The sequence below is a fragment of the Allobosea sp. genome (genome assembly GCF_030694325.1).
Taxonomy (GTDB): Bacteria; Pseudomonadota; Alphaproteobacteria; order Rhizobiales; family Beijerinckiaceae; genus Allobosea.
This window is the reverse complement of the sequence record NZ_JAUXYO010000077.1, coordinates 1-19,797: the sequence shown is the minus strand read 5'-3', so window position 1 is coordinate 19,797 and position 19,797 is coordinate 1. Positions and strand designations below refer to the sequence as shown.

Genomic DNA, 19,797 nt, shown 5'->3' with positions numbered 1-19,797 from the left:
CAACTCCAAAACTTGAGGGCATCAGATGTCGCCAAGTCAATTCGATTTCAGTTCATTGCCGATCGGGACCGAGAAGTCCGGAACACCCTGACGCGGCCGGCCGAGCCGGCAACGCCAATTTTGGCCGGCAAGACATCGTCGAGCGACGACACCGCCGGATCCTGCCCCAGCCTGACCGCCTGTTGGGCGACCTCGTATGGCTGGTGAGATGCCTCGTAGAACGGTTGAGCAACAGCGTTGCGCACCGGCGCCGCGATCGTCATCGGCACGGCCGGAACGACCGACAGCCTCAGACCCACCAGCGGCTCATGACCCGTGGGCCCCTTCAACTCGATGGTCGCACCGACGCGCGAGACGATGGCCGCCCCCAGAAAGAGCGCCTCGCATGACAGGGTGTAGCGCGATGCCAACGGCCCGGCGAGGCTGAGGGAAAGCCCGACCAGCGGCGCGGAACGTCCTCGTGTGCCGACGAACCGGCCCGACGGTGCGGGGGGCAGTTGCGTCCGTCCGCTGCGATCGTTGAACACGCCGGTGGTGACGATATCGAGGTCGTGGGATGGGTGACGCCAGCTCAGCGCGATGCCTTCGATGGCCATGGGAAACTGGGGTCCGCAGATCCATTGGCCCGCCTTGGCGGTCACGTCACCGCGGTGGGCGACATGCGCCATGATCTCGAGCGCGTCGTTCGGATCGATGTCGAGAGACGGTGCCGCGCCCTGCGGAAAGGAGCCGACGGAGGGGCGCGGCGCGTTCGTAACGCGTTCGAGCCCGACATGGGCCTGGCGACGGCCCCGTCCGCCCGGTGACAGGACGGTGATCAGCACCGCGCCTTCGCGACGGGATTTGAGCACGACGGCGTCACCCGGCATGCCCAGCACGGTTTCGCCGCGGCGGACAAAGCTGTCGGCGGAATCGATCACGGCGATGTCCGAACCGGGCGGCACAGATACCGAAATCTCGGGAGCGTCGAGGCCATCCGGCGATGACACATAACGAAGCACGAACAGACCCTCAGGCACCCGCAGGGGTCTGGCGTCCGCCATGTCGTTGAATGTGTAGCGCGGGTCGATCATTCAGGCCTCGTTGTGAAAGCACCACCGGGACTGCTGCGTCGCATCATCGCTCTGTTGCGTAGCAGCATGCCAGTGTTTCGTGACATTGCGAAGACGAAAAGACGTGCAACATGCCCAAACGGGCGGCGTTCGCCGCCTGCGGCGCCGCCCAGTTGGGGTCAAAGCAAGGATCAGGCCGCGAGCCTGGCCGCGCCGAGGCGCGTACGGATGCGCTCCAGCACCTCGCCCTCGCCGATCACCGCGAAGCGGCGATCGCGGACGGAGCCGTCTGCGAGGGGCTCGCCGTACAGGTCCAGGAATTCCTGATGGTTCTGGAACATGCGGCGATTGCCGTGATCGACATAGCTCTCGGTCGGAGCGCCGTTTGTGAAGATCACCTCGGGATGCTCGAACTCGACGTGGAAGTAATCGATCACGTCGGCGCTCATCTCCTGGCGGATGGTGCCGCCATTGACGAGAAGGCCGGCCGGAACGAGGCCGCCTTCGACATGGATGGCGTGATCCGGCGAGACATGCAGGTCGCGGCTGGGGATGTTGGGGCCGAGCGCGCCGGCGGCGATCACGACCGGAACGATCTTGGCGTTATCGCGCACGAAGGAGGCGCCATAGCTGCGGCGGCCGATCCACTTGATGCGCTTGGGCGTCCCGTCGAGGGTGGTGACGCGGTCACCGATCGACAGCGTCTCGACGGCGACCTCGCCCTCGGGCGTCGCGACCAGCGTGCCGCGCAACAGGCAGGCGACCTGCACACGGGATTGGACGTCGGCGATGGTGGAATTCTGGATCAGGATCGTCCCGCCATTGGGGAGAGTGATCAGGACATTGCCGCCGATCTGGTCGAAATCGAGCGAGCTCAGATCGATGGGGCCGGCGAAGCTCTCGCCGAGGTCGATCGCGATCGTGTCGGCGGTGGTGAAGTCGGTGACGATGTCATTGCCGCTGGTGCCGTCGAAGACGAAGGAGTCGTCGCCATTGCCGCCGCTCAGGATGTCGTCGCCTTCGCCGCCGATCAGGATATCCGCGCCGGCACCGCCGCGCAGGATGTCGTTACCCTTGCCGCCGTCGAGATAGTCCGCACCGCCTTCGCCGCTGATGATGTCATCGCCGTTGCCGCCGAACACGACATCCGCGCCGCCGCCGGCGTTGATGATGTCGTCACCGCCCTTGCCGTTGATGACATCGGCATTGCCGGTGCCGGTGATGACGTTGTCGCCGCCCGTTCCGTTGATGATCGCCATGTGTCGCCCTTCCACACGCGGGCGGCCTAAGCCAGCCACCATGCCGCACTGCACAGAGCCATAGCGCAAGCCGTGCCGCTTGGTAAAGAGACTCTTAAGGGCTTCGATCGACTTTTTTTGACAGATGCTTAATCGCGACCATGGTTCGCTGGCAGTCTGCCGGGTCGACGAAGAGTCTTGAGGGGCATTAGTGCACCGCAACCCAGCGCTTGAATCAATTATCCGCTGCGTTAAGCTGACGCCGATTCCAGTTATGACTCGGCTTACTTTCAGTATTTATAAGTTTAATCTTGTTTTTTAGTATTTTTTCAGCCTAATCATGTCGTTTCGTGATCGCAGTAGGAGCGTCTGATGGCGGCTTGCGCCAGATGACTGCAACTTTTTTCAGCAATTAAAGCGTTTGGTGCCGTTTTGCGTTGCGGTGAAAATTGGGCAGGGGTCTCGCCCATCATGTCCGAGCCCATCTTTTGTGCTGTCGAGTATCGGGGTTCGCTTCGGGCGGGTCTCACCGCGCGTTCATGAAAGCCTTCCGGCTCAGGACCGTGCGGAGGAGGATGGCGACGTCGAGCCAGATCGACCAGTTGTCGATGTACCAGTGGTCATAGGCGACGCGCTTGGCCATCTTGTCGTCAGTGTCGGTCTCGCCGCGCAGCCCATGGACCTGGGCCCAGCCGGTGATGCCGGGCTTGACGTTGTGGCGCCGAGCATAGAGCGCGATCTTGCGTTCGAATTCCCGGTCGTGAGCGAGCGCGTGCGGGCGGGGCCCGACCAGCGACATCTGCCCCGCCAGCACATTGAGCAGCTGCGGCAGTTCGTCGAGATTGTAGCGACGCAGGATGCGGCCGATCCGCGTGACGCGCGGGTCGTCGCGCCGCGCCTGAACGATGACGGCGCCGTCATCCGTGGTGGTCATGGTCCGGAACTTGAAGATCCGGAAGGCCTGCTGGTTGAAGCCGTAACGCCGCTGGCGGAACAGCACCGGTCCAGGCGAGTCGAGCCGGATCAGGGCGGCCACGAGCAGGAGCAGCGGCGCGCACAGCACCAGGATGAGTGCGGCCGCGACAAGATCGAATATCCGCTTCAGGGCGATCTCCAGCACCGAAAGCGGCGGCCGGTTGAGCCGCAGGCTGGTCAGGCTGCCGGTGCGCATGATGAGCGGCCGGTCGAAGCGGTCCATGATCCGCTCCGGCGTCAGATGGATCGCGACCGGAAGGTTCATGAAGGCGTCGATGCAGGCGTCGATGGTCTCCTGATCCGACCAGGGCAGCGCGATGAAGACGGAGTCCGGCTGCTGGCTCCGGCAGTTCGCCACGGCGCTCGCCAGATCCGCGGCCAGCGCGGCGGCGGGGTCGTTGATCCGGCGGGCGTCGTTGCTGCGCAGGAAGGCGACGTCGACAATGGCGAAGCCGACATTCCAGGGCTGGTGCCGCGAGACGAAGGACATCACGTCGGGCTCGCGCCCGATCAGGAAGACGCGCTCGGTGGTGATGCGGCCCGTCTTGCTGCCGATCGAGATCGTCCGCACCATCGCCGAGCGGGCGAGCGCGATGACGGGGATGCCGGCGAGGTAGCTGGCGAGGACGACGCCGCGCGAATAATGGTCGGCGATCTTGGCCAGGAACAGGATGGCGACGAAGGCGACCATGGTCAGGTTCCAGACCGCGAAGGCCGAGGCGATCTGTCCCTTGGTCGAGAGATAATTGGACAGCTGGTAGCGGCCGCGCGTCGCGTTCACGAAGACGAAGATCGCGGCCAGCATCAAGGCGAGTTCGAGGGTCACCTTGTCGGCCCGCGGGTCGCCATAGACCGGCAGGTGATAGGCCAGCGACACCAGCCCCACTATCAGGGCCACGGTCGCCGCGTCGGTCGCGGCGGTGACCAGCCAGAGCCAGTGGCGCCAGGCGCGAGCGCGGCGCTCGCGGCCCGCATAGGTGGCCAGTCCGATGTCGTTGACGCTCATCCGGTTCGTCGCCTCCGCCCGAAGCCCGGGCGAGCTGTGCGGCTGCGGCACAGATCTTCTCTCCCAGGCTGGTCTCGGCGGTGGGAGCGCAAGCGACATACCGCAGAGGAACGCGCCAAAATGAGCTGTTCCGTCGACCTAACCGCGGATAATCGCTGGATTCTCAGTGAATTGGGACGTCTTGCGCGACGGCCGCGTGCCGGTCTGATCCGTTCTGGAACAGCCCTCGCGGCGTCTTGGGCGCCGTTCAGCCGGCGGCGTTGGCGGCCAGGCGCTCGCTGTGCAGCAACCGCACACCGTCCGGCACGAGCAGGATCATGCGCACGCGCGACAGTCTGTTCAGGTCCGGCTCCCCGTCTGCAGGTCGAGGAGGTTGCCCTCGGGCAGGGCGGCGCAGATGCTGTGGGGTCTGGCCTCGCAGCTCAGGCAATCCCGGCCGAGAGGGAAGCCGCAGCCCTGTGCCAGCCGGGGATGCAGGTTGAGCCCTCGCGGACGCGCTCGTTGCCGGCGCCCGGGCCCCGTTGATACGCCCATTGCTCCGCAGCGTCACCCTCGTGCGCCATGCCGGGCCGACATGGCGCGCGGGCCGCTAGCGCCTTGGCGCGGGCGCTCGGCGGCGCTAGGTCTGCGTCGCCACCATCATGCGGGGACCTGCCGTGACGATCGCTTCGGACCCATCGCAGCCGCCCCGCATCGCGCGCGGCGGCAAGGCGATCTATGGCGCGCCGCTCGGCATCCTGATGCTGGAAGCGCGCTTCCCGCGCATCCTCGGGGACATGGGCAATGGCGGGACCTGGCCCTTCCCAGTGCTCTACCGCGTGGTCGGCGGTGCCAGCCCCGACAAGGTCGTGCTGCGGGGCGCCGATGGCCTGCTGCCTGACTTCATCGCCGCGGCGCAGGATCTGGTGCGGCTCGGGGCCGAGGCGATCACCACCAATTGCGGCTTCCTCTCCCTGTTCCAGCGCGAGCTCGCAGCGGCCGTCGGCGTGCCGGTGGCGACCTCCTCCCTGATGCAGGTGCCCTGGGTGCAGGCGACGCTGCCGCCGGGCAAAAGGGTCGGGGTCGTCACCGTCTCGGCAGCGAGCTTGACGCCGGCGCATCTGGACAAGGTCGGCGTGCCGCTGGATACGCCGGTCGCCGGCACGGAAGGCGGCCGCGAGTTCTTCCGTGTGCTGATCAAGGCCGAGAAGGACGACATGGATGTCGACCTCGCGCGTCAGGACGTCGTCGAGGCGGCGCTCGATCTGGTGGCGCGGCATCCGGAGGTGGGTGCGATCGTGCTCGAATGCACCAACATGCCGCCCTATGCCGCGGCCGTGCAGGCCGCGACGGGACTTCCGGTCCACGACATCTATTCGATGATCACCTGGTTCCATACGGGCTTGCGGCCGCGGGTGTTCTAGGGGCGCAGGCACCGGGGATAGCCGAGGGGGGTTATCCCCGGTGCCAGCGCGAGGGGCGATGCTGGGCCTCGCATCCACCGGCGCCTTGGCGGCGCCCGACCCCGCGAGGCTCCATGACCGCAACGCCGCGGCTTTCCCTGCCCCTGCTCGCCGCCGGGCAGGCGCAGAAGCACGTCACCCATAACGATGCCCTGACGCGGCTCGACGCGCTGGTGCATCTCACCGTCGACAGCCGGTCCGAGGGGGCGCCGCCGGCGGTGCCGACCGAGCTTTCGGCCTTCATCATCCCGCCCGGCGCGACGGGGGCCTTCGCCGGCCGCACCGACCAGGTGGCGCTGTTCGAGGATGGCGGCTGGACTTTCCTGGTGCCGCGCGCCGGCTGGCAGGCCTGGGTCACTGACGAGAGCGAGCACCATCTCTGGACAGGCAGCGAATGGCGGCGCGACAGCCCGCTCAGCAGTCTCGGCGCCAGCCTCTGGGGCGTGAACGGCACCGCAGATGTCACAACCCGCTTCGTGGTGCAGGCGCAGGCCAGTCTGTTCAACCATGACGGCGCTGGCCACCAGCTCAAGCTCAACAAGGCGGCCGCCGGTGAGACGGCGAGCCTGCTGTTCCAGGACAGCTATTCCGGCCGCGCCGAGATCGGCCTCGCAGGCGATGACGATCTGCATTGCAAGGTGAGCGCGGATGGCTCGGCCTGGGCCGAAGCACTGGTGGTCGACGCGGCAACCGGCGAGGTTTCGCTGCCGGCGACGCCCTGGGCGAGCGGTGGCAATCTCCTGCTCAATGGCGACTGGCAGATCAACCAGCGCGGTTTCGCCGGCGGTGCGCTGGCGGCGGGCGTCTATGGCTTCGACCGCTGGAAGGCCGGCCCTGCCGGCGCGAACCTCGCCCTTGCGGGCTACGACCTCACCCTCAGTGCCGGGGCGCTGGCGCAGCCGGTCGAGCCGGCGCTGTGGGGGCTGTCTTCCTTCGCCGGCCTGCCGCTGACCCTTTCGGTCGAGGGGCTGTCGGGTGGCACACTCTCGGTCTCCGTCGGCAGCGTCTCGGGTTCGATCTCGTCCGGTGGCGGCCGGCGCGGCGTGACGCTGACGCCTGCGCCTGGCGACACCGGCGTGCTGTCGGTCTCGCTGGCGCCGGCCGGGCCGACTGTCACGCTGCGCCGGATCAAGCTGGAAATCGGGCGGCGCGCCAGCGCCTGGGTCGCGCGGCCGGCGACGCTCGAGGAGCTGCTCTGCGCCCGCTATTTCTGGCGGCCGGAAAGCGCGATTGCGCTCGACGCCTATCAGGCCGCGGGCGGCGCGGTGGCGCAGAGCCTCGTCCTGCCGGCGCGGATGCGCGCGACGCCGAGCGCCGCCTTTGCCGTCTCGGGCGCAGTAAATGTCGCGGGCGGCAGCGCGGCGCTGACGGTGCTGTCGCGGCGGGAGGCACGCGTCTCGGTGGCGGCGTCTTCCGTCGGGCGGGTGCAGGCCGCGTTCGGCGACATCGCCTTCGACGCGGAGCTTTAAGCTCGCGGCCGCGTCAGTCGAGATAGATGCTCTTCACATGCGCGTTGATGGCGGCGATGTCGGGCAGCATCCCGCCATTGCGCGCCTGCAGATGGCCCTCGTGCCAGTACCAGTCGTCGAAGCCGACGTTCAGTCGCCGGTAGCCAGCCTCGGCCAGGAGAACGCGCATCGTCTCCCTGCGCGGCTCGACGAAATTGTGCTCGATGGTGAAGAGGGCGATGGCGTGCCGGACAAGGTCGATCGTTCGGAGGATGTCGAGCTCCGAGCCTTCGGTGTCGAGCGAGACATAGTCGAAGCCGGAGCCCGCCTGGCCGTCGGCCTGGTCCATCTGGTCGAAGGTCACGGTCTCGACGGTGATCAGCCCGTTCTCGCTGATCGCCTGGCGCCTATGCTCGGCATAGCCGTCCGACTCGGCATATTCGGCGAGCGTGCCGATTTCCTGCGAGGGCACGAAGGACAGGAGCTGGCCGCCCTCGCGATGGACGGCACGCTCCAGGCAAGCGGCCTTCCGGCTGGCGGCGAGCCTGGCGAAGAGGATCGGGTTGGGCTCGACGAGCACGCCGCTCCAGCCATGATCGGCCTCAAGGAAGCAGGTGTTGCTGTGCAGGACGCCGTCGAAGGCGCCGATCTCGGCGAAGCGTCCACCCCTCCGACCGCCGCACATCGCCAGCACCCAGCGCTCCTGCTCGATCTGCGAGTTCGTCGGGGCTTCGAAGGCGTCCTGCCAGGAAAGGCGGGGGGCGGGTAGCTGCATTACTTGCAATTTGGTGGATATGCCGACCCGTAAACCCATACTACGGCTGCGGTTGGTCCTAGCGTATAACTGCCGGCGCCCACGCCGGCAGGTTCGCCGTTGACACAATATGTCCAATACGAACCGTTTGCGTTGATAGTGCCGTCGATCGATGTAATCAGCCAATCGCTGATCGACCTATTCCAATCGCCGGAAAATTTGATCCCATCTACCATTTTCATAGTGTCGAGAACCGTGATCCCGAGAGACCATGGTACGTCAGGAAATTTTTTTGTTGTACCGTTCAGCTCGCGAATTTCTAGTGATACGGTCACGGGCGTCCAGGTTTGGGGCCTGATATCCCGAGCCGAAGCTACGCACGGAAACGCCAACATCAGTAAGGCCAATGTTTTTGCAATCATGTGCCGCTCCTCGATTATCGTTCAATTAATCCCACGAACTGACAGCGCCGTCCACGTTTTATACACCTTTGACGAGAGCCCGTCCGGTCGGCGGGCCGCGAGTCCGGATGTCGACCTGATCGCCGAGCGCCTGCGTCGTGCACGAGAAGACTATGGGAGTTGCCGATGATCCAGTCGAAGCCGCAGGACGATGAGCAGGCGATCGACCATGGCATCGGCAATGTCTTCGCCGATCTCGGCCTCAGCGATCGGGCGGAGCGCCAGACCAAGACGCGGCTGGCGCTGGCGATCAACGAGATGGTTTCCGGTAGAAAGCTGCGGCAAGCCGAGACCGGGCGACTGCTCGGACTTCCGCAGTCGAAGGTTTCGGCCGTAGTGAACTACCGTCTCGACGGCTTCTCGGTCGAGCGGCTGATGACCTTCCTGACCCGGTTCGTGATCCGGACGAGGCGCGGCGAGCCGATGGGGTAGGTGAGCATGCATTCACTTCGGTAGAAGCGTTCGCAATGACGGGGTCTCAATGAATCTCCGGCTCGGGGATCTTCGCCGTGCCCTCGAGGTAATCGAAGTCGCAGCCCTTGTCGGCCTGGCGGATATGGGCGGCGGACATCTTGCCGTAGCCGCGGGGATAGTCACGGTTCGGCGGCGTCCAGGCGGCGAGGCGGGCGGTGATCTGCGCGTCTGTCAGATTCACGGAGATGGTCCGGGCCTCGACATCGACGCTGATGACGTCGCCGGTCCGCACGGCGGCGAGCGGACCCTTGATATAGGCCTCGGGGGCGACATGCAGCACGCAGGCGCCATAGCTCGTACCCGACATGCGGGCGTCCGAGATGCGCAGCATGTCTCGCACGCCCTGCTTCAAAAGCTTCTTCGGGATCGGCATCATGCCCCATTCCGGCATGCCGGGACCACCGACCGGGCCGCAGTTCTTCAGGACCATGATGTGGTCTGGCGTGACGTCGAGCGCCTCGTCGTTCACCGCCTTCATCATCGCGTCGTAATCCTCGAAGACCAGCGCCGGGCCTGAATGCTGCAGCAGGCGGGGCTCGGCGGCGGAGGGCTTGATGACGCAGCCATCGGGGGCGATGTTGCCCTTCAGCACCGCGAGCCCGTTGGCGGTCGTCACCGCATTGTCGAGCGGGCGGATGACGTTGTCGTCATAGACGGTGGCGAGCGCGATGGTCTCCGAGATCGGCTTGCCGGTGACGGTCATCGCGTCGGTATGGAGCTTGCTCTCGAGCTGCTTCAGCAGAGCCGGGAGCCCGCCGGCATAGAAGAAATCCTCCATCAGGAATTCGCCCGATGGGCGCAGATTGGCGATCACCGGCACGGTGCGGGAGAAGGCGTCGAAATCGTCGGGCTTCAGCGAGACGCCGGCGCGGCCGGCCATGGCGATCAGGTGGATGATGGCGTTGGTCGAGCCTGCGACCGCCATGTGGACGGTCAGCGCGTTCTCGAAGCTCTTGCGGGTCAGGATGCGGTCGGGCGTCAGATCCTCCCAGACCATCTCGACGATGCGCTTGCCGGCGGCCGCGGCCATGCGGGGATGGGCGGCGTCGGCGGCGGGGATGGCGGAGGCGCCGGGCAGGGTCAGCCCCAGCACCTCGGCATGGCTCATCATGGTCGCGGCGGTGCCCATCACCATGCAGGTGCCATGGGAGCGGGCGATGCCGCTTTCCATATCCTTCCACTGGTCGTCGGTGATGTTGCCGGCTTCCTTCTCGGCCCAGTACTTCCAGACGTCGGCGCCCGAACCCAGCACCTTGCCGGCCCAGTTGCCGCGCAGCATCGGCCCGGCGGGCACGAAGATGAAGGGCAGGCCGGCGCTGCAGGCGCCCATGATCAGGGCCGGCGTGGACTTGTCGCAGCCGCCGAGCAGCACTGCGCCATCAAGAGGGTGGGAGCGGATCGATTCCTCGGTCTCCATTGCCAGGAAGTTGCGATAGAGCATGGTGGTGGGCTTCTGGTATTGCTCCGAAACCGACATCACGGGGATCTCGACCGGAAAGCCGCCCGCGGCCCAGACGGCCCGCTTCACCGCATCGGCCCGGTCGCGCAGATGGGTGTGGCAGGGGTTGATCTCGGACCTGGTGTTGATGATGCCGATGACCGGCTTGCCCATGAACTCGTCATGGGCGAACCCCATCTGCAGCGCCCGCGAGCGATGCCCGAAGGAGCGCAGATCGCTGGCGCCGAACCAGCGCTTCGAGCGCAGGGTGTCGGGCGTCTTGCGGGCAGGACCCTTGCTGGGAGTGGACGACATCGGCGTTTCCTCGGGTGGTTTCTTGTGTTGGACACCGGGCGTCATGGTCGGGCTTGACCCGACCATCTCGAAAACCAGTGCAATCGCGTCCTGAGATTCTCGGGTCTACGCTTCGCTGCGCCCGAGAATGACGGATCTCACTCCGCCGCCGCGCGCTGGGCGCCCCAGCCGGAGACGATGGCGCGCAGTTGCGCCTTCTCCTCGGCGTTGAGCTCCGGCAGGCCGGGCAGGCGCACGGGACCGACAGCCGTGCCGAGCAGGCCGAGCGCTTCCTTGACCACGGTGACGTTGGCGCCGTTGCCGTATTTGGTGCGCAGCGTCTCGAAGCCGGCGATGGCGTCGACCTCGCTGCGGGCGGCGGCGTAGTCGCCTTTCTCCAGCGCGTGCCAAACCGCCAGCGACCGTTCGGGAGCGACGTTGATCAGGCCGGAAGTGAAGCCCCGCGCGCCCAGCGCATAGAAGGGCGCCGCCCAGCCCTCGGCGAGGCCGCAGATCCAGTTGGCGCGCGTGCCCTGCGTGGCCCGCACGCATTCCGACAGCAGCATCATGTTGGTTGAGGCGAATTTCACGCCGGCGACATTGGGATGGGTCGCGACCCGGACGAGATCCTTCACGCCGATCGCGTCCGAGCGGATATAGGCGACGAGTGGCAGCGTCAGCGCCTCGGCGATGGCGAGGATGTAGTCGGCCTGGGACTGCGGCGCGGCGAAGGGGTCGAGTGGGTGATGCACCATCACCGCATCGCAGCCGGCCTTGGCCGCGAGCTTGCCGGTCGAAACGGCCTCGCGCAGGGACCGGCCAATGCCGGCCGTGACCAGCGCCTTGCCGGCAGCAGCCTCGGCCGCGACGGCGTGGCTGCGCACCACCTCGTCCGTCGTCATCGGGTAGAACTCGCCCGTGTTGCCGGCCGAGACGATGTTGTGGATGCCGGCTGCGGCGATGCGCGCGACGATCTTCCCCGTCACCGCCCAATCGGCCTCGCCGTCCGCGCTCCAGGCGGTGACATGCACGCCCGAAATGCCGCGCAGCGCGCGCCGGACGCGGTCCTCGCCGGTCTGTTCACTCGTCATAGTCCAACCCTTCCGCGTCGGCGCCGAACACCTGCCGCACATGGGCTTTCGCCGAGCGGACGATGTGGCGGCGCATTCTCTGTTCGGCGAGCGCGGGATCGCGCGCCCGCAGCGCCTCGTAGATGGAGCGATGTTCCTCGAAGCCCTGGCCGCGCTCGGAGGGTTCCGAGAGCAGGGCGATGCGCTGGGCATGGTCGTACATGCGCTGCCCGTCGAGCCGGCGTTCGAGATAGCCGCAGCCCGAGATGCGGTGGATCGTACCGTGATAGGCCTCGTTCAGGGTGACGAGGTCCTCCAACGCGCTGTGCTGCGTCGCATGGGCCATCTCCTCGATGAGCCGCGCGATCTCTGCGAGATCGGCCTCACCGAGGCGGTTGGCGGCGATATGGGTCATGACGCTTTCGAGCGCCGCGCGTCCCAGCGCCATTTCCAGCGCCTGGCGGGCGGAGAACTCGACGAAGACGCCGCGGCGTGCCTCGGTGCGCACCAGCCCCTCGCTCTCAAGCTTGCGAATCGCGTCCTTCACCGGGGTGGTGCTGACGCCCAGCATCTCGGCCAGATGCCGCTCGTTCAGGCGCTCGCCATTGCGGAAACGCCCGGCGACGATCGCCCGGCGCAGCCGCTCATGCACATGCTCGCGCAGGGAGCGGAGCAGGTGAGGAGCGACGGGTTCGATGGTGAGGGTCTGCGGCATCTTCGGTCCAGAAGGTGAGCCCAGCCTTGCGAATCCGCATTGCGGTTCGCGGAGGCTGCGCTCCATCACCGCATCACTCACCACAAAGGACAAGCGGCAACAAGTCTGAAATTTCAGATTTCAAATCTGGAATCCTGTGCTATCCGATGAGACAAGGATCCGACAACGGACCGCGCCGGCGAGCCTCGCCGGCTCAGTAACTGCCATGGGAGGAAGAGCAATGACGATGACACGCAGGGCGGCGCTGGCCGCCGCTTGCCTGCTGGCCGCTCCGGCCGCGCTGGCGCAGAGCGACTATCCCGGCAGCAAGGTGGTGACGATCATCGTGCCCTTCGCCGCCGGCGGGACGACCGATCTGCTGGGGCGCATCCTGGCAGACCGCCTGGGCGCGCGCCTCAACGGCAAGTTCATCGTCGAGAACCGGCCCGGTGCCGGCGGCAACACGGGTGTCGCGGCCGCCGCACGGGCGATGCCCGACGGCTACACGCTGACGATGGGCACGGTCTCGACCCATGCCATCAATCCGGGCGTCTATGCCAAGATGCCCTTCGACCACATCAAGGACTTCGCCCCGATCTCGCAGGTGGCGAGCGTGCCGAACATCCTGATGGTCAATATCGACCTGCCGGTGAAGACCGTGCCTGAGCTGATCGACCTGCTGAAGAAGAATCCGGGCAAGTATTCGTTCGGATCGTCCGGCGCCGGCACCTCGACCCATATGGCGGCCGAGCTGTTCAAGGTCTCGACCGGCACCGACATGGTGCATGTGCCCTATCGCTCGAGCGGGCAGGTGACGCAGGACCTGCTCTCGGGCCAGATCCAGATCACCTTCGACAACATCACCATCGCCTGGCCGCATGTCGAAGCCGGCAAGATCCGCGCGCTCGCCACCGCGACGCCGGAGCGCCTCGCCGTCGCCAAGGACCTGCCCGCGCTGGCCGAGTTCATCCCCGGCTATTCGGCCGCGTCCTGGCATGGCTTCTTCGCGCCGGCCGGCGTGCCGAAGGAGATCGTCGCCAAGCTTTCCACCGAAGTCCAGGCGATCATGCGCGAGCCCGCCGTGATCGACCAGATGAAGAAGCTCGGCGTCGACCCGGTCGGTTCTACGCAGGAGCAGTTCGTCGCGCATATCGCGGCAGAGACCAAGCGCTGGGCGGATGTGGCGCAGAAGGCGAGTGTGCGGATCGAGTGATCAAATGAGCCAACGTCATGGTCGGGCTTGACCCGACCATCTCGGAAACCAGCGATCTGGTCCTGAGATTCTCGGGTCAAGCCCGAGAATGACGCCCGTCCCACATCCACTGCGTCACGAGAACCGGATAGCGCCGCGATGACATCGACCACCCTCACCGACGACAACCGCAAGAAGCTCAAGCGCGTCTCGACCGCCACGCTGACGACGGCGCTGTTCAAGCGTGGCTTCCGCAACGTCTTCATTCAGGACGTGCGGCCGCTCAGCCAGAAGGCGGAGAGCATGGTCGGCGAGGCGTTCACGCTGCGCTACATCCCGGCGCGGGAGGATCTCGACCATCTCGGCACCTTCGAGGGAACGCAGCATCCCCAGCGCCGCGCGGTCGAGGATTGCCCGCCCGGCCATGTGATGGTGATCGACTCCCGCAAGGACCCGCGCGCGGCCTCGGCCGGCGGCATCCTGGTGTCGCGGCTGATGCAGCGCGGCGTCGCCGGAATCGTCACTGATGGCGGCTTCCGGGACTCGCCCGAGATCGCCGGCATGGCGATCCCGGCCTACCACAACCGCCCGAGTGCGCCGACCAATCTGATCCGCCACCACGCGCTCGACATCAACGCGCCGATCGCCTGCGGCGACGTTGCCGTCTATCCCGGCGACATCATCGTCGGCGACGGCGAGGGGGTCTGCGTCATCCCCGCCCATCTCGCCAACGAGATCGCGCCCGAGGTCTATGAGCAGACCGCTTATGAGGATTTCGTCGCCGAGCGGGTTCGCGGCGGGCAGGGCCTCTTCGGGCTCTATCCGGCGAACGAACAGACCAAGGCCGAATTCGCAGCCTGGCGGCCTGGCTGGTCCTGACCGCCGCCGTGCCATGCAGGCGCGCCATCGACAGGAAAGACGGCGAAGCCGGCCGTGACACGGGCTGAACCGGGACGCTGCCGAGGTGGCGCGTCCCGCTACGACCACAATCACCATAACAATCCGGGGGGACATCATGGTTGACACGTCGCGTCGTCAATGGCTCGCAGGCGGGCTCGCCGCCGCCGGTTCCGCGCTGGCGGCGCCGGCCCTGGGCCAAGCCTTTCCGTTCAAGCCGAACCAGCGCTATCCCGATCCCTCGGTCGAAATCCTCGATCCGAGCTTCGGCAAGTACCGGATCTATTCGAGCACGATCGAGCAGGTCGCCAGCGGCATGCGCTGGGCCGAGGGGCCGGTCTATTTTCCGGAAGGCCGCTATGTCCTCGTCAGCGACATTCCCAACAACCGGATCATGAAATACGACGAGGTGAAGAACCGCTTCACTGTCTTTCGCGAGAACGCCAACTTCGCCAACGGCAACACGCGCGACCGGCAGGGGCGGCTGATCACCTGCGAGCATTCCGTTACGCGCCGGGTCACCCGCACCGAGACGAACGGCAAGATCACCGTCCTGGCCGACCGCTTCGAGGGCAAGCGCCTGAACGCGCCCAACGACGTCGTCGTGAAGTCGGACGACACGATCTGGTTCACCGACCCGCTCTTCGGCATCAACGGGGAATGGGAGGGCTCGCGGGCCAAGCCCGAGCAGGCGACGACCAATGTCTATCGCATCGGCACGGACGGAAAGCTGACGGCGGTGGTCACGGACCTGCTCAATCCCAACGGTCTGGCCTTCTCGCCCGACGAGAAGAAGCTCTATGTCGTGGAATGGCGCGGCACGCCCAACCGGAGCATCTGGAGCTTCGACATCGACGCGCAGGGCAAGGCCTCCAACAAGACCAAGGTCGTCGACGCGGCCGACTTCGGCGCGCTCGACGGCTTCAAGGTCGATCGCGACGGCAATCTCTGGTGCGGCTACGGCAGCAACGGCGCGTTGAACACGGAGCCGGTCGAGACGGGCGGCCGCAAGGTCTTTTCCCTGCGCGGTAAGCCGGAGGACCTCGATGGCGTCATGGTGTTCAGCCCGGCCGGCAAGCCTCTGGCCTTCATTCGCCTGCCGGAGCGCTGCGCCAATCTCTGCTTCGGCGGTCCCAAGGGCAACCGCCTCTACATGGCGAGCAGCCACTCGCTCTACGCCCTCTATGTCGAGGCGCATGGCGCCATCTGATGAAGCGAGACTGCGCCGCCGCTCAGCGGCGCAGCTTCCTGAACGTCATTATTAACGGACCCTTGAGACCTCTCTGCGAGGGTTCGCGCTTGCCCCTGCTCGCGGGAGTTGAGCGTGACTGTGACGAAGCCGGCAGCGACAGCCCTCGGGGTGAAAGCCTCTTGGCCGGCGCGCTACGATGTTTGGGTCAACCGTCGTTTCGGAATGGCCCGGCTCAACGACAGCGAAGCGGCGGCTATTCGAAAGGCGCAAGGCGAGCAGTTCGGGCGAATCCTGCCGCCGATCCTGCTCTCCAATCTGCTGTCGGCGGTGCTCGTCGCGATCACGGCGATGATCCATGGTTGGCTCTGGTTCCCGCTGCTCTGGAGCGCGACGGTGGTTACGATCGGTGTCCTCGGCATCGTGCGCATCACCCGCATCAGGGAGCGTGCGCGCGAAGACGCCCCGTCGATCAAGTTCAACGACCGCATCCTGATCGATTCCGCTCTGATGGCGCTGCCCTGGGTGGTCATGGCCGTCGTCTTCAACCCCATTGCTGTTCCGGAGATGGAGGTGCTGACCGCGACGCTGCTCGCTGGTCTCGTCTGTGCGGGGACCTTCACGATGGCGAGCATGCCGTCGGCCGCGCTGCTCTTCGCGGGGATCATCCTCGGTGCGCGCGTGATCCACATCGCGCTCTCGCCGGTCGACCATATGCTCGAGAACCTGACCTTCCAGGCGATCTACGGCTCGGTGATGCTGGTGTCGCTTCGCAGCATGGCACAGCTCTTCATCGATCGCGTTCGCGCGATCAGCAGTGCCCAGGCGCTCGGGCAGGAGGCCAAGGCCCAGGCCGGTATCGAGGAGGCGCGGCGCGAAGAGGTCGAGCGACAGGCAGAGGCTTTCCGGCATGAGATCGGCGCGATCCTGCAGCCGGTCTTCCAGTCCGTCGACCATATGAACGGCGCGGCCGAGCAACTCGTCTCGATCTCCCAGCGTTCGCAGGACAAGCTCGGCGGGCTGCTGACGCAGGTGGGCGAGGCCAGCCGCGACATCGCCTCCGTCGAATCCTGCTCGCATCGGCTGACCGACACCATCGCGCTGATCCGCGCCGAAGCCGATCGAACCACGCAATTGGTGCGGACGGCGGCCACAGACGTCGCCGCTTCCGTCGCCGTCCGCTCGCAACTGACCCAGGCGGTGCACGATATCGGAGAGGTCGCGGACCTGATCCGCGAGATCGCGGCCCAAACCAATCTCCTGGCCCTGAATGCGACGATCGAGGCGGCGCGCGCCGGTCTGGCGGGCCGTGGCTTCGCGGTGGTCGCGACCGAGGTGAAAGGGTTGGCGGCTCGGACCGAGGCGGCGACCCAGGAAATCTCCGAACGCATCGAGGAGGTGCGTGCCGCCACGGAACGCTCGCTGGCGGCCGTGATGAACATCAGCGTCTCGACCGATGCGATCGTGGGGGCGACCGGCGGGATCGTCCTGGCGGTCGACCAGCAGGCCGAAGCGATCCGGACCATGGTCGACCTGCTGACGCGCGCCGTCCGCGAGACGCAGCGCGCCGCCGGAGCGATCGACCTCGTCGCAGCCGATGCTGCCCTGACCATGGACAATGGGCGACAGGTCTCGGACGCGGCTGCGGGCGTCGACGGGTCGGCCCGACGCCTGGACGAATCGGTGGCGCGCTTCTCCCGCCAGATCGTCGGGGGCTGATCAGCCCTCGCGCGGCCCGTAGAAGTCGCGATACCAGGCGACGAAGCGAGCGATGCCGGTCTCGATCGGCGTATCGGGCCTGAAATCGACACGCGCCATCAGGTCCGAGACGTCGGCATAGGTCGCGCGGACATCGCCCGGCTGCATCGGCAGGTGGCGCTTGATCGCGGTCCTGCCGCAGGCGGCTTCGATCACCGCGATGAAGCGGTCGAGACGGACGGGCGTGTGGTTGCCGATGTTGTAGATCCGCCAGGGCGCGTCCGCGGTAGCGGGGTCATGACCGGCACCGGCTCCGCCCCGAGCGGGCGGCAGGGCAGCCAAGCGCACGATCGCCTCGCTGATGTCGTCGACATAAGTGAAGTCCCGGCTCATCTCCGCTTCGGCATAGACGTCGATCGGCCGGCCTTCGAGGATCGCCTTGGTGAACTTGAAATAGGCCATGTCCGGCCGGCCCCAGGGCCCGTAGACGGTGAAGAAGCGCAGGCCGGTCGCGGGGATGCCGTAGAGCTGCGCATAGCTGTGGGCCATCAGTTCGTTGGCGCGCTTGGTCGCGGCGTAGAGCGACACGGGATGGTCGGCGCCGTCATGCTCGCTGAACGGGACCTTGGCGTTGGCGCCATAGACCGAACTCGACGAGGCGTAGACGAGGTGGGCGACTGGGTGGTTCCTGCAGGCCTCAAGCACCGAGAGGAAGCCGTCGAGATTGGAGTGGGCGTAGGCGCGCGGATTGTCGAGCGAGTAGCGCACGCCGGCCTGGGCCGCGAGATGGATGACGACGTCGGGCGCGAAGCGTGAGAAGGCGCCCGCGAGCGCGTCATGGTCGGCGATGTCGATCGGCTCGAAGCTGAAACCGGCCTGCGGCAACAAAAGGTCGAGCCGCGCCTGCTTGAGTGCGGGATCGTAATAGGGCGTCATGTTGTCGATGCCGAGCACGGCGATGCCGCGCGACAGCAGCGCCTGCGTGACATGGAAACCGACGAAGCCGGCCGCACCGGTGAGCAGGACGCGGCGGGGTGAAACCGTGGTCATGATGCCCGTTCCGCCCGGTCAGGAGAGGGCGGAGCCCGTGCCCGATCACGGTCTCCGTGGGGTCACCCCATGTTTCAGATCGCGCCCTGTGTCAATGAACGGGCGCTGCGTTCCACGGCCGGCGATGGGGACGGCGTCTCGTCGAGCAGGTCCTCCAGCACATCCGCTTCGAGGCCGAGGTCGTCATCCTGCAGCACGCGCCAGGCCGAGCCCTCGATATCGGCGTATTGGCCCGTGCGCATGCACCAGAAAAAGGCCCCGAGCCCGGCCAGGCCCATGCCGAGCGCGAGCGGGAACAGAACGACGAGAATGTTCATGACGCGGCCTCCTCGACCGCCGCGACCGGCCGGTGCGCCGCGCGCAGCGCGTTTAGCGTCACCACCAGCGACGAACCCGACATGGCGGCGGCGGCGACCAGCGGCGTCGCCAGGCCGGCGATGGCGATGGGGACGGCGACGGCGTTGTAGAGCACGGCGAACCAGAGATTCTCGACCATGAGCGCGCGGGCTTTGCGGGCGATAGCGAGGCTGGTCGCCACGGGGCCGAGGCTGTCGCCGAGGAAGACGATGTCGGCCGCCGCCTGGGCGAGATGGGTCGCACTGATCGGCGAGATCGAGATATGGGCCTTCGCCAAAGCGGGGGCGTCGTTGAGCCCGTCGCCAACCATCAGCACCTTCCGGCCGCGCTTCGCGAGATTATCGAGTGCGTGCAGCTTCTCGTCGGGCCTGAGGCCCGAGCGCCAGTCGGTGATGCCGAGCTCGCGGGCGACAGCGGCGACGGCCGCCTCGCGATCGCCGGAGAGGATCACGGGCTCGAGGCCGAGGCGGCGCAGGCTTTCGACGCAGGCGCGGGCATCGGGGCGCAGCTTCTGGCCGACGGCGAAGACGGCGCGCCGGTCGCCGTGCCGCCAGGCGATCAGCGAGGCGGTGGGGAAGTGGGCGCCAGCCTCCGCGGCGAGCGCCTCAGCCTCGCAGAAGGCGGGGCTGCCCAGCCGCATCTCCTCGCCCCCGACGAACGCCGCGATGCCGAGCCCGCGATGCTCCTGCGTCTCGGCTGAGGGAGCGGGGCTGCCGGCAGCGCGCCCGATCGCCTGGGCGAGGGGGTGGCGACTGCCGGCCGCGAGCGAGGCGGCGGCCCGCAGGATCTCGGGGCCGACCGCATCCGCATTCAGCAGATCGGGCTCGGGCAGGGTCAGGGTGCCGGTCTTGTCGAACACGACCATGTCGGCCTCGGCCAGCCGCTCCAGCGCGTCGCCCTCCTTCAGCATGACCTGGCGGCGGAACAGGGCCGAGGCGGCGACGACCTGCACGGCGGGAATGGCCAGTCCGAGCGCACAGGGGCAGGTGATGATCAGGACGGTGATCGCGATGATCAGCGCCTGCTGCCAGGCCAGGCCGAAGACGATCCAGCCCACGAGGGTGGCCA

General features: G+C 66.8%; 18 protein-coding genes. 7 read left to right on the top strand and 11 right to left on the bottom strand.

Translation table 11 applies throughout. The annotated features are described in order from the left end of the window. Nucleotides 1-47: 47 nt before the first annotated feature. The 3 genes from Q8M82_RS04425 to Q8M82_RS04415 all read right to left on the bottom strand — a co-directional run bounded on the left by Q8M82_RS04425 (nucleotide 48) and on the right by Q8M82_RS04415 (nucleotide 4,271). Nucleotides 48-1,073, bottom strand: a complete 1,026-nt coding sequence (locus Q8M82_RS04425; RefSeq protein WP_305690170.1) for a hypothetical protein — start codon at nucleotides 1,071-1,073, stop codon at nucleotides 48-50. Between the two features lie 170 nt (nucleotides 1,074-1,243). Beyond that, nucleotides 1,244-2,311 carry a Hint domain-containing protein gene (locus Q8M82_RS04420; RefSeq protein WP_305690169.1) on the bottom strand — a complete coding sequence of 356 codons (1,068 nt, stop codon included), beginning with the start codon at nucleotides 2,309-2,311 and terminating at the stop codon, nucleotides 1,244-1,246. A 505-nt stretch (nucleotides 2,312-2,816) separates the two neighbouring features. After that, a complete protein-coding gene (locus Q8M82_RS04415) occupies nucleotides 2,817-4,271 on the bottom strand; it encodes an undecaprenyl-phosphate glucose phosphotransferase (RefSeq protein WP_305690168.1) in 1,455 nt (484 codons plus the stop codon). Between the two features lie 662 nt (nucleotides 4,272-4,933). On the opposite strand from Q8M82_RS04415, the gene Q8M82_RS04410 reads away from it, so the two are divergent. Together Q8M82_RS04410 and Q8M82_RS04405 are read left to right on the top strand one after the other, a co-directional pair. Then, on the top strand, nucleotides 4,934-5,674 hold the full coding sequence (locus Q8M82_RS04410; RefSeq protein ID WP_305690179.1) for an aspartate/glutamate racemase family protein: 741 nt from the start codon (nucleotides 4,934-4,936) through the stop codon (nucleotides 5,672-5,674). 113 nt (nucleotides 5,675-5,787) lie between these two features. Continuing rightward, nucleotides 5,788-7,182 carry a DUF2793 domain-containing protein gene (locus Q8M82_RS04405; protein WP_305690167.1) on the top strand — a complete coding sequence of 465 codons (1,395 nt, stop codon included), beginning with the start codon at nucleotides 5,788-5,790 and terminating at the stop codon, nucleotides 7,180-7,182. Between the two features lie 13 nt (nucleotides 7,183-7,195). On the opposite strand, the gene Q8M82_RS04400 is transcribed toward Q8M82_RS04405, so the two are convergent. Further along, complete coding sequence (locus Q8M82_RS04400) at nucleotides 7,196-7,936, bottom strand: FkbM family methyltransferase (protein WP_305690166.1); 741 nt, start codon at nucleotides 7,934-7,936, stop codon at nucleotides 7,196-7,198. Further along, the gene (locus Q8M82_RS23415) at nucleotides 7,936-8,310 is read right to left on the bottom strand and encodes a DUF4430 domain-containing protein (protein ID WP_371126230.1); all 375 of its coding nucleotides are present in this window, start codon (nucleotides 8,308-8,310) and stop codon (nucleotides 7,936-7,938) included. The genes Q8M82_RS04400 and Q8M82_RS23415 overlap by 1 nt, the downstream gene beginning before the upstream one ends. 192 nt (nucleotides 8,311-8,502) lie before the next feature. Here Q8M82_RS23415 and Q8M82_RS04395 point away from each other — a divergent pair, with 192 nt between their 5' ends. Beyond that, on the top strand, nucleotides 8,503-8,808 hold the full coding sequence (locus Q8M82_RS04395; protein WP_305690165.1) for a helix-turn-helix domain-containing protein: 306 nt from the start codon (nucleotides 8,503-8,505) through the stop codon (nucleotides 8,806-8,808). Nucleotides 8,809-8,854: 46 nt separating this feature from the next. Here Q8M82_RS04395 and araD read toward each other — a convergent pair whose 3' ends face one another. The 3 genes from araD to Q8M82_RS04380 all read right to left on the bottom strand — a co-directional run bounded on the left by araD (nucleotide 8,855) and on the right by Q8M82_RS04380 (nucleotide 12,367). After that, a complete protein-coding gene (gene araD, locus Q8M82_RS04390; protein ID WP_305690164.1) occupies nucleotides 8,855-10,603 on the bottom strand; it encodes an L-arabinonate dehydratase in 1,749 nt (582 codons plus the stop codon). A gap of 137 nt (nucleotides 10,604-10,740) precedes the next feature. Continuing rightward, nucleotides 10,741-11,673 (bottom strand): dihydrodipicolinate synthase family protein, encoded by a 933-nt coding sequence (locus Q8M82_RS04385; RefSeq protein ID WP_305690163.1) that lies wholly within the window; start codon nucleotides 11,671-11,673, stop codon nucleotides 10,741-10,743. Further along, on the bottom strand, nucleotides 11,663-12,367 hold the full coding sequence (locus Q8M82_RS04380; RefSeq protein ID WP_305690162.1) for a GntR family transcriptional regulator: 705 nt from the start codon (nucleotides 12,365-12,367) through the stop codon (nucleotides 11,663-11,665). The genes Q8M82_RS04385 and Q8M82_RS04380 overlap by 11 nt, the downstream gene beginning before the upstream one ends. A 220-nt stretch (nucleotides 12,368-12,587) precedes the next feature. On the opposite strand from Q8M82_RS04380, the gene Q8M82_RS04375 reads away from it, so the two are divergent. From Q8M82_RS04375 to Q8M82_RS04360, 4 genes are all read left to right on the top strand, one after another. After that, a complete protein-coding gene (locus tag Q8M82_RS04375) occupies nucleotides 12,588-13,559 on the top strand; it encodes a Bug family tripartite tricarboxylate transporter substrate binding protein (protein ID WP_305690161.1) in 972 nt (323 codons plus the stop codon). Nucleotides 13,560-13,697: 138 nt separating this feature from the next. Continuing rightward, nucleotides 13,698-14,417 (top strand): ribonuclease activity regulator RraA, encoded by a 720-nt coding sequence (locus Q8M82_RS04370; RefSeq protein WP_305690160.1) that lies wholly within the window; start codon nucleotides 13,698-13,700, stop codon nucleotides 14,415-14,417. A gap of 136 nt (nucleotides 14,418-14,553) precedes the next feature. Further along, nucleotides 14,554-15,645 (top strand): SMP-30/gluconolactonase/LRE family protein, encoded by a 1,092-nt coding sequence (locus Q8M82_RS04365; RefSeq protein WP_305690159.1) that lies wholly within the window; start codon nucleotides 14,554-14,556, stop codon nucleotides 15,643-15,645. 114 nt (nucleotides 15,646-15,759) lie between these two features. Continuing rightward, the gene (locus tag Q8M82_RS04360) at nucleotides 15,760-17,343 is read left to right on the top strand and encodes a methyl-accepting chemotaxis protein (protein WP_305690158.1); all 1,584 of its coding nucleotides are present in this window, start codon (nucleotides 15,760-15,762) and stop codon (nucleotides 17,341-17,343) included. On the opposite strand, the gene Q8M82_RS04355 is transcribed toward Q8M82_RS04360, so the two are convergent. The 3 genes from Q8M82_RS04355 to Q8M82_RS04345 all read right to left on the bottom strand — a co-directional run. Further along, nucleotides 17,344-18,372: an NAD-dependent epimerase gene (locus Q8M82_RS04355; RefSeq protein ID WP_305690157.1), complete on the bottom strand. Its 1,029-nt coding sequence runs from the start codon at nucleotides 18,370-18,372 to the stop codon at nucleotides 17,344-17,346. 74 nt (nucleotides 18,373-18,446) lie between these two features. Next, on the bottom strand, nucleotides 18,447-18,689 hold the full coding sequence (ccoS, locus tag Q8M82_RS04350) for a cbb3-type cytochrome oxidase assembly protein CcoS (protein ID WP_305690156.1): 243 nt from the start codon (nucleotides 18,687-18,689) through the stop codon (nucleotides 18,447-18,449). Then, nucleotides 18,686-19,797: HAD-IC family P-type ATPase (locus tag Q8M82_RS04345; protein ID WP_305690155.1), on the bottom strand; the 1,112-nt coding region annotated here is incomplete at its 5' end. The genes ccoS and Q8M82_RS04345, both read right to left, overlap by 4 nt.

Excerpts from the sequence above, each read along its gene's own strand:
- Q8M82_RS23415 (WP_371126230.1), bottom strand. The coding sequence starts at position 8,310 with ATGTTGGCGTTTCCGTGCGTAGCTTCGGCTCGGGATATCAGGCCCCAA.
- Q8M82_RS04365 (WP_305690159.1), top strand. The coding sequence starts at position 14,554 with ATGGTTGACACGTCGCGTCGTCAATGGCTCGCAGGCGGGCTCGCCGCC.
- araD (WP_305690164.1), bottom strand. The coding sequence starts at position 10,603 with ATGTCGTCCACTCCCAGCAAGGGTCCTGCCCGCAAGACGCCCGACACC.
- Q8M82_RS04370 (WP_305690160.1), top strand. The coding sequence starts at position 13,698 with ATGACATCGACCACCCTCACCGACGACAACCGCAAGAAGCTCAAGCGC.
- Q8M82_RS04395 (WP_305690165.1), top strand. The coding sequence starts at position 8,503 with ATGATCCAGTCGAAGCCGCAGGACGATGAGCAGGCGATCGACCATGGC.
- Q8M82_RS04375 (WP_305690161.1), top strand. The coding sequence starts at position 12,588 with ATGACGATGACACGCAGGGCGGCGCTGGCCGCCGCTTGCCTGCTGGCC.
- Q8M82_RS04385 (WP_305690163.1), bottom strand. The coding sequence starts at position 11,673 with ATGACGAGTGAACAGACCGGCGAGGACCGCGTCCGGCGCGCGCTGCGC.
- Q8M82_RS04405 (WP_305690167.1), top strand. The coding sequence starts at position 5,788 with ATGACCGCAACGCCGCGGCTTTCCCTGCCCCTGCTCGCCGCCGGGCAG.
- Q8M82_RS04380 (WP_305690162.1), bottom strand. The coding sequence starts at position 12,367 with ATGCCGCAGACCCTCACCATCGAACCCGTCGCTCCTCACCTGCTCCGC.
- Q8M82_RS04355 (WP_305690157.1), bottom strand. The coding sequence starts at position 18,372 with ATGACCACGGTTTCACCCCGCCGCGTCCTGCTCACCGGTGCGGCCGGC.
- Q8M82_RS04415 (WP_305690168.1), bottom strand. The coding sequence starts at position 4,271 with ATGAGCGTCAACGACATCGGACTGGCCACCTATGCGGGCCGCGAGCGC.
- Q8M82_RS04420 (WP_305690169.1), bottom strand. The coding sequence starts at position 2,311 with ATGGCGATCATCAACGGAACGGGCGGCGACAACGTCATCACCGGCACC.
- Q8M82_RS04400 (WP_305690166.1), bottom strand. The coding sequence starts at position 7,936 with ATGCAGCTACCCGCCCCCCGCCTTTCCTGGCAGGACGCCTTCGAAGCC.
- ccoS (WP_305690156.1), bottom strand. The coding sequence starts at position 18,689 with ATGAACATTCTCGTCGTTCTGTTCCCGCTCGCGCTCGGCATGGGCCTG.
- Q8M82_RS04425 (WP_305690170.1), bottom strand. The coding sequence starts at position 1,073 with ATGATCGACCCGCGCTACACATTCAACGACATGGCGGACGCCAGACCC.